This is a genomic window from Streptomyces sp. SID3343, assembly GCF_009865215.1.
GTDB lineage: Bacteria > Actinomycetota > Actinomycetes > Streptomycetales > Streptomycetaceae > Embleya.
On record NZ_WWJX01000823.1, the window covers coordinates 1 to 6,443 of the forward strand.

5 protein-coding genes are annotated in these 6,443 nt (G+C 73.1%); 3 read left to right on the forward strand and 2 right to left on the reverse strand.

The window, feature by feature from the left end:
• Window positions 1-567, forward strand: a 567-nt coding sequence (locus GT354_RS25810; RefSeq protein WP_161358770.1) for a hypothetical protein, incomplete at its 5' end; no start/stop codon positions are given.
• Between the two features lie 28 nt (window positions 568-595).
• Here GT354_RS25810 and GT354_RS25815 read toward each other — a convergent pair.
• Window positions 596-2,530, reverse strand: coding sequence for an N-6 DNA methylase (locus tag GT354_RS25815; RefSeq protein ID WP_161358771.1), 1,935 nt, complete (start codon window positions 2,528-2,530; stop codon window positions 596-598).
• Between the two features lie 207 nt (window positions 2,531-2,737).
• Between GT354_RS25815 and GT354_RS25820 the strand changes: the two genes are divergently transcribed.
• The gene (locus GT354_RS25820) at window positions 2,738-3,679 is read left to right on the forward strand and encodes a hypothetical protein (RefSeq protein ID WP_161358772.1); all 942 of its coding nucleotides are present in this window, start codon (window positions 2,738-2,740) and stop codon (window positions 3,677-3,679) included.
• 272 nt (window positions 3,680-3,951) lie between these two features.
• Here GT354_RS25820 and pucL read toward each other — a convergent pair whose 3' ends face one another.
• A complete protein-coding gene (gene pucL, locus GT354_RS25825) occupies window positions 3,952-4,830 on the reverse strand; it encodes a factor-independent urate hydroxylase (protein WP_161358773.1) in 879 nt (292 codons plus the stop codon).
• Between the two features lie 283 nt (window positions 4,831-5,113).
• Between pucL and GT354_RS25830 the strand changes: the two genes are divergently transcribed.
• On the forward strand, window positions 5,114-6,443 hold a 1,330-nt coding region (locus GT354_RS25830), incomplete at its 3' end, for a serine/threonine-protein kinase (RefSeq protein WP_161358774.1).

Here is a 6,443-nt window from a genome sequence, read left to right on the forward strand (position 1 = left end):
GCGGACGTGCTCGGCGTCGCCCGGGCCGGTGCCGAGCCGCCGCGCCGGGTGGGGGTCGAGCTGCTGGACGCCCAGGTGCGGCTGCGGGAGGAGGGCCTGCGCAGCGCCGCGTATCGCCGGCGGGACGTGCTGGTGGACCTGCTGTCGGTGGTGTTGACCCGCCCCGACGGGACGTTCGCGCTGTCCGAGCTCGACGGCGCGCCGGATCCGGAGGCCCTGCTGTGGGGGTTGTGCGATCTCGCCTCGCCGTTGTTGCCCGACGTGCCGACGTTGTCGACGCTGGCCTCGGCGGAGGTCGACGAGGAGTCGCTGGTCGTGGTGTATCCGCGGTGGCCGGGGCCGTCGCCGGGGACGGGGAAGCGGCAGCGGATCGAACCCGGGGAGGAGCTGTACTCGATGGGCGACGTGCATCGCGACGCCGCCGAGGCGCTCGTACGTCGCTACACGTCCACCCCGTGGCCGGTCCTGTCGGGCCTGCTGGCTCCGCTGAGCGCCTACCGCTCGGCGGCGGCCGAACACCGCTCCAGGGCGGTGCTGCGGGCCTTGGGCGCCCCCGACCGCCGCTGACCGGTCGGCGAGGGGGCGCGCCCCGCGGTCAGTGCGCAGGCGGTTGCAGGAGGCCCGCGGTGAGGCCCTCCAGGATGCCTCGGCCGAGGTCCTCGCCGAGGATCGCGGCCGCGCGCAGGTCGGTGACGAACGCCCGCAACGCGCGGAAGGTCTCGCCGTAGGCGCGCTGGCGCTCCAGCGGTAGCAGTGGGATCTCGATGCGTCGCACGTCCACCCGCACGATGCTCGACCCGTAGGTCGCCTGCCGGGCGTGCGCGGGATCGGTCAGGAACCCGGCCAGGAACCACGGGTCGAGGGTCCCGGGGTCGGGGCGGAGCAGATGCAGGTTGGGGCCGAGTACGGCGTCGCGCTCGGCGTGGCCCGCGACCCGGACGGCGCCGGCCCACCCGCCCTCGGCGCTGCCGAGCAGGGTCGGCACGATCACGTCGCCGGCCCGGATGCGCGGGTGCTGCGCCTCGTCGGCCTCGCTCGCGGCCAGCCGTCCGGTGGGCGGGGCGACCGCCGCGAGGTCGGCGATGGTGAGCATGGCCACGGTCGGGCCGACGGGGGTCTCGGGGTCGGTGCGGGTCGAGCGCGAGGCGCTGCGGTGGAGCACGACCGCGCCGGTGCGGGCGAGGTCGGCGAGCGCGACGGAGCGCCAGGTCGCGGGCACGGTGTCGGCGGCGCGTACCTCGGGGACCAGATGCGGTAGGCGGGCGAGGGCGCCGAGGAGGCGCTCGCGGGTCTCGTCGACGCGCTCGGCGACGTTCACGTCGGTCGGTTGGGGCAGGTTGTGCGACGGGGTCAGGTCGACGTTGTCGTCGAGTAGTTCGATCAGCGGTACGGCGCGGCGCCGGCCCGGGATCTCGGCGAGATCCGCCGGGGCGGCGAGGAAGTCGCGCCACGCCTGTACCGCGGTCTGCGGCGCGGCGATGTCGTCGATCTCGGCGAACAGCACGTGTGAGGGCATCACGGCGCCGGAGGGGCGTTCGAGGATCCACACGTGCAGAGCGACCCCGAAGGGTGGCGCGGCGCCGGCGGGCAGTCCCACGACGGCGCGCAGCGCGCCCCGGCGCAGCAGTTCGGCTCGGATCCGCCGGCCCGAGCCGCGCGCGGCGACGGCGGGCGGCATGAGCAGGAGCACCCGGCCGCCGACTCGGGTGTGGCCGAGGGCGTGCTGGACCCACGCGAGTTCGGATTCGGTGCGCGGTGGGAGGCCGTATTCCCAGCGCGGGTCGTAGGCGAGTTCGTCGTGGCCCCAGTTGCGGTCGTTGAACGGCGGGTTGCCGACCACGGTGTCGAACTGTTCGCCCGGCCACGCGTCGGCGCGCAGCGCGTCGCCGCCGGCGATCGCGATGTCGGCTCCCGGGGCGGCGGCGAACGCGAGCCGGACCCGGACCAGGCGCGCGATCGCGGGCGCCTCCGCCTGCCCGCGCAACGTGTCGGCGGTGCGGGCGAAGCCCAGCAGGAGGTCGCCGTGCGTGGTGGCGGGGTTGAGCACGCTGCCGCCGGGGGCCCGGTCGACGCCGGCGAGTTCGGCGATCAGCGCGACGGCCGCGGCGGGGGTCGCGCTGCCGGGGCTCGCGGCGGATTCCGCGAAGCGGGTGTAGAGGTCGGCGAACACGGTCGCGGCGCCGCGCGTGGCGGCCAGTTCGCTCGCGGCCCCCAGGAGCGCCGCGTGTGCTCCGTCCGGTGCGGATGCGCCGTCGAGCAGGTGCTCTCCGACGTCGGCGAGCCGCTCGCCGACGTCGCCCGTCGCCACCACGAGCCGCCACAGGTGTTCCTCGGGAGCGACCTCGGCGATCTTGCCCTGGGCCCGCAGCCAGCTCTCGACGTGCCCGAGGGCGAACGTGGGGCTCGCGTCGCTCCCTCCCACGGGCTGCGGGAAGTCGTCGAAGCGGCGGCGCCAGTTGCTGACCGCGGCACGCCCGACGCCCGCGATGCGGGCGATCTCGGCAGCGGTGACCTGAGGGCTGGTGGACACCGTCTCCTCCTCATCGACGTGGTGGTGTGAACCTTCGGAGTTAACCACACCAGGAGAGCCGGATGAGTAAGCGGATATCCTGTTGACATGGTTCACAGGAGTTGCTCTTATTGACCTCGGCAGCACTCGCCGTTCTGGTTCGTCTCGACAAAAGACCGGTTTCGAGATCTCCCCGGTCCCCGAAACCTCTGCGAAGGGATCCACCTCATGCCCCCGCTCGCTCCGCGCCAGGCCGTTCAGCGGCAGTCCGCTCCGCACGTCGCCCCGCGGGGCCGCCGTCGTGGCTTCGCCACCGCCGCCGGCGTCGTCGCCGGCCTCGCGCTGATGGGCTCGCTGACCGCGTGCGACGCCAGGAAGGACGAAGGACAGGCATCGGTCGCCGGCACCGAGACGCCGCGGATCACCGACGCGGCGGGCACGGGCACCGCGTCGTCGCCGAGCGACTCTCCCAAGACCGACGCACCCGGGAGCGGCACGCCGAAGGCGGGCTCCCCCAAGGCGGACAACCCCAAGAAGGACGGCGGCAGCACCGACAAGGTCGCCCAGGATCTGCTGGCGCACCTGCGGACCACCCCGCACGGGGCGCTGGTGACCGGGGTCCGGATCGCGAAGACGTACGACAAGTACGACGTCTCGGTCGACACGCAACTCCCCACCGAGGTCCCGCTCACCACCGACCTGGAGGGCGAGAGCGCCCGGATGGACAAGGGCGACAAACTCGCCGTCGAGGCGATGCAGTGGACGCAGGACTCGTCGACCCTGGCGATCGGCTCGATCCAGGTGCTCGACCGGGACAAGGCCACGGCCGGCATCGCCAACGGCGGCGACAAGGATCCGAACAAGCCCGCGGCGGCGACGTACGCCGCGAGCATGCTCGCGAACCTCAAGACCACGACCTACGGCAAGCTGATCGCGCAGGTCCGGGTCGTGAAGACGTACACGGGCTACGACGTCGCGATCAACACGACGCTGCCCGCCGAGGTTTCACTCACCGACCACCTCGAGGCCGAGACCGCCCGGATGGACAAGGGTCAGGGGCTTGCCGCCGCCGCCAAGGAGTGGGCCCGGAGCGACACCTCGATCAAGGTCACCTCGATCCGGGTGCTCGACAAGGAGAAGGGCACGGCCGGCATCGAGAACCTCGGCTGAGCCGGACGCCGGCACGAACTTCCATCCCGGGGGGGATGGTGGGAACCGCGGGGGATGCGCAATGGACTCCCCCGGTTCCCGAGCCCAGGGGATCCCTGGGTGGGGACGCGAGGGCGGACGCCGGGGGGCGCCGCCCTCGCGGCATGTCCGGGCGCGGGCTCGGGTCGAAGCCGGACCGTCCCCCGGTCGGCTCCGGGGCGGCTCCGGAGCGGAGTCGGACCGGAGTCGGAGCGGAACCGGTCCGGCTCCGGTCCGGCTCCCAAGCGCCCCGGTCACCACGGCAGTTCGGCGAGGGCCGGTCCGATGTCGTCGCGTAGGACGGCGCCTTCGATCAGCCCGTACGGCCGGTCGGCGGCGTGATAGACCTCACCGGCGTTGTCCTGGCCGAACGGACTCAGGTCCACGAGGACGTGGTGACGGTTGGGCAGGACGAGCCGTACCTCGGCCAACTCCGCCCGGTCGGCCAGGACCGCTTCGCCCATCGCGTACAGGGTTTGCTGCAACGCGAGGCTGTGCGTCTCGGCGAACGTGCGCAGCATCACGTCGCGTGCGGCGAGGAACGACGCGTCCCAATCGGCGGCGACACCCACGTGCCGCCATCGGGCCTGCACGCTCGTGGCCAGGACACGATCCTCGGTGGGCCGCAGAGTCGTGTAACGGTCCGTCATGAAGCCGTGGAACTCGGACCCCGTGGACTTGAGGACGGTGACGTCCTCCAGCCCCGAACACACCTCGGTGCCCGCCGCGCCGTGCACGACGCCCGCGTATCGCGCTCCCGACGCGCGCGTCCAGGCGTGCGGGTGCGGGCCGTTCGCCGCCGGGATCCGCACCCACGGGTATTCGAGCAGGCGCACGCGCGCGGTGTCGATGGACGGGTACGCGTCGACGAAGTGTCGGGCCAGCCGCAGACCGAACTCCTCGACGGCGGGCAGCGGTCGGTCCTGAGCGAACGCGTACACCACGGCGCGCATCGTGTCGGTGGGGATCACCGCGGCGTTGTCGCCGGCCAGATGGGTGCGGTCGAGGTCGCCCGAGAGCGACACGGACACGTTGAGGTCGCACAGTTCGTGCTCGGTCGGAGTGTGGCGGGTCACGCGGACGAGCCGTACCTCTGCCTTGCCGTATCGATTAGGACCCAGAACGATCGCCATCGGGTCGACTCCCTCGCCGTGCGGGGTGCTGTTGCCGCGAAGCTAGTGCCGCTCTCGGAGCATGGTCAAAGGCGGTGATCCGGACATGTCATGGTGATTCGGCATCGGTGCCGAGACTGTAACGACTGGTTGACAGGGCTGTCCGGGTCCTCGGTCCGCGCCGGCCGCGAAGGGTAGGCTGCGGCGGAGTCCGCGGGGAGACGAGGCAGACCGGGTCGTTCCAGAACCTGGCGCCGCTCCCTGCTTCGGCACAGCACGCAGCACAGACAAGGGGGCGGCCGTCATGGATCCGCTGAAGCCGGGCGATCCCGGAGTTGTCGGCCGATACCGGTTGTCGGCCCGACTGGGGCAGGCCGGTCTCGGCACGGTGTTCCTGGGACGCGCCCCGGGTGGTGACCACGTCACGGTCAAACTCGTCCGACCCGATCTGGCGTCGGACACCACGTTCATGGAGCGTTTTCGCCAGGACGCGACGACCGCGCGCGAAGTCGGCGGTACCCACGTGGCGCACGTGCTGGACGCCGACGCCGACGGTACGCCGCCGTGGTTGGTCACCGAGCACGTCGCGGGTCCCTCCCTGGAGGAGGCCGTCGAGGCACACGGCGCGTTTCCCGAGGCTACGCTCCGCGCCCTCGGCGCGGGGTTGGCCGAGGGCCTCGCGGCCGTCCACGAAGCGGGTCTGACGCATCGTGACCTCAAGCCGGCCAACGTACTGCTCGGCGCGGACGGGCCGCGGATCGCGGACTACTCGCTCGCGCGCGCGCTCGGTTCGGCGGGGATGACCCGTACCGGAGTCGCCGATGTGCCCGGCCTGCCCGCTCCGGAGCAGGTGACGGGCGGGAGCATAGGCCCCGCGACCGACGTTTTCGCGCTCGGTGGCGTCCTGTGCCATGCGGCCGGGGTGGCGCCGTTCGGTGCGGGTTCGGTCGCGGAGATCGCCCAGAGTGTCGTCCGCCAGGCCCCGAAGCTGGCCGAACTTCCGGATTGGCTGCGGGAGATCGTGGTCGACTGCCTCAAGAAGCGTCCGACGGCCCGGCCGAGCGCGGCCGAACTGGTCGAGCGATTCGCGGCGAAGGGCGAGGACGCGGAGGCGGAGGCGGCGGCGAATTGGCTGCCGGCTGAGGTCTCGGCTCTGGTCACGGCTCGGACGGCGGAGGTTCGAGCCGGCGTACTCGGCCAGAGTGGCCCGGACGTCGCCGGGGTCCCGAAGGCTGAGCGGGACAAGTCGGCTGCGGATGGCGGGGGTTCGGACGTCGGCGCGGGTACGGCCGACGACGCGGGGGGTGACGGCGGCGGCGACGCGGAAGAGGTCGCGCCGGCGAAGGTCGAGGCGAACGGCTCCCGCGCTGCGCAGGCCGCGCCGGCCGCCGGGGGTGCTGCGGGTCGGCCTGCGGACAGGCCCCGGGCCGGGGTTGCCGAAGCCGGTGACCCGGCCGAGGACGAGAACGAGAACGAGAACGACGCAGCGGACGCGGCCGAGCCGGAGACCGCCGAGGTGCCGGCGCTCGCCGCGATCGTGGCGGCGGAGGCGGCCGAGGTGGCCTCCGCGAACGACGAGACGCCGGTCGCCACGCCGGCCGTGCGCGTCGCGAAGGGCGACGACGCGACTCCGG

What these genes read in the sequence shown, in the direction of transcription:
- GT354_RS25820 (WP_161358772.1), top strand. Translation starts at nt 2,738, where the DNA reads ATGCCCCCGCTCGCTCCGCGCCAGGCCGTTCAGCGGCAGTCCGCTCCG.
- pucL (WP_161358773.1), bottom strand. Translation starts at nt 4,830, where the DNA reads ATGGCGATCGTTCTGGGTCCTAATCGATACGGCAAGGCAGAGGTACGG.